This window comes from Massilia sp. CT11-108, from assembly GCF_047302915.1.
GTDB classification, from domain to species: Bacteria; Pseudomonadota; Gammaproteobacteria; order Burkholderiales; family Burkholderiaceae_D; genus Telluria; species Telluria orientalis.
This window is the reverse complement of sequence record NZ_JBKYMO010001237.1, coordinates 1-468: the sequence shown is the minus strand read 5'-3', so window position 1 is coordinate 468 and position 468 is coordinate 1. Positions and strand designations below refer to the sequence as shown.

Here is a 468-nt window from a genome sequence, read left to right as displayed (position 1 = left end):
GCGCACGCTCGCCGTGCTCGTGTTCGACCTGCACGAATTCCGCAAGATCAACAGCGGCTACGGCTATGGCGGCGGCGGGCACCAGCACGTCCAGCGGCAGGCCGGCGGCCGTCTCGCGCGACACGCCGAACAGGTTTTCCGCGCGCGCATTCATCATCGTGATGCGCTCTTCCGCGCCGACGAGCAGGATCGCGTCCGGCGCGCATTCCATCAGGCTGCGGAAGCTGGCCTCGCTCTCGGCCAGCGACCGCTCCGACCGCTGTAGCCGCAGATACGGCGCCTGCACGGCCGCCACCCAGATCGCGCGGTGCAGGCACAGGTAGGCGATCACCTTGTACACATGGCCGCCCATGTTCACGACGTCGTCCGGCCGGACATACAGCGCGAAACCGACGCCGCCCAGGGCCATCACGGCCGCCGTCGCGGCCAGGTAGCGGTCGGTGCGCAGGCGGGTGACGAGTGCGCGGC

1 protein-coding gene is annotated in these 468 nt (G+C 70.1%); it reads right to left on the bottom strand.

Going from position 1 to position 468, the window contains the following annotated elements; genetic code table 11:
- On the bottom strand, positions 1-468 hold a 468-nt coding region (locus ACEN88_RS34195; protein ID WP_413346829.1), incomplete at both ends, for an MASE3 domain-containing protein.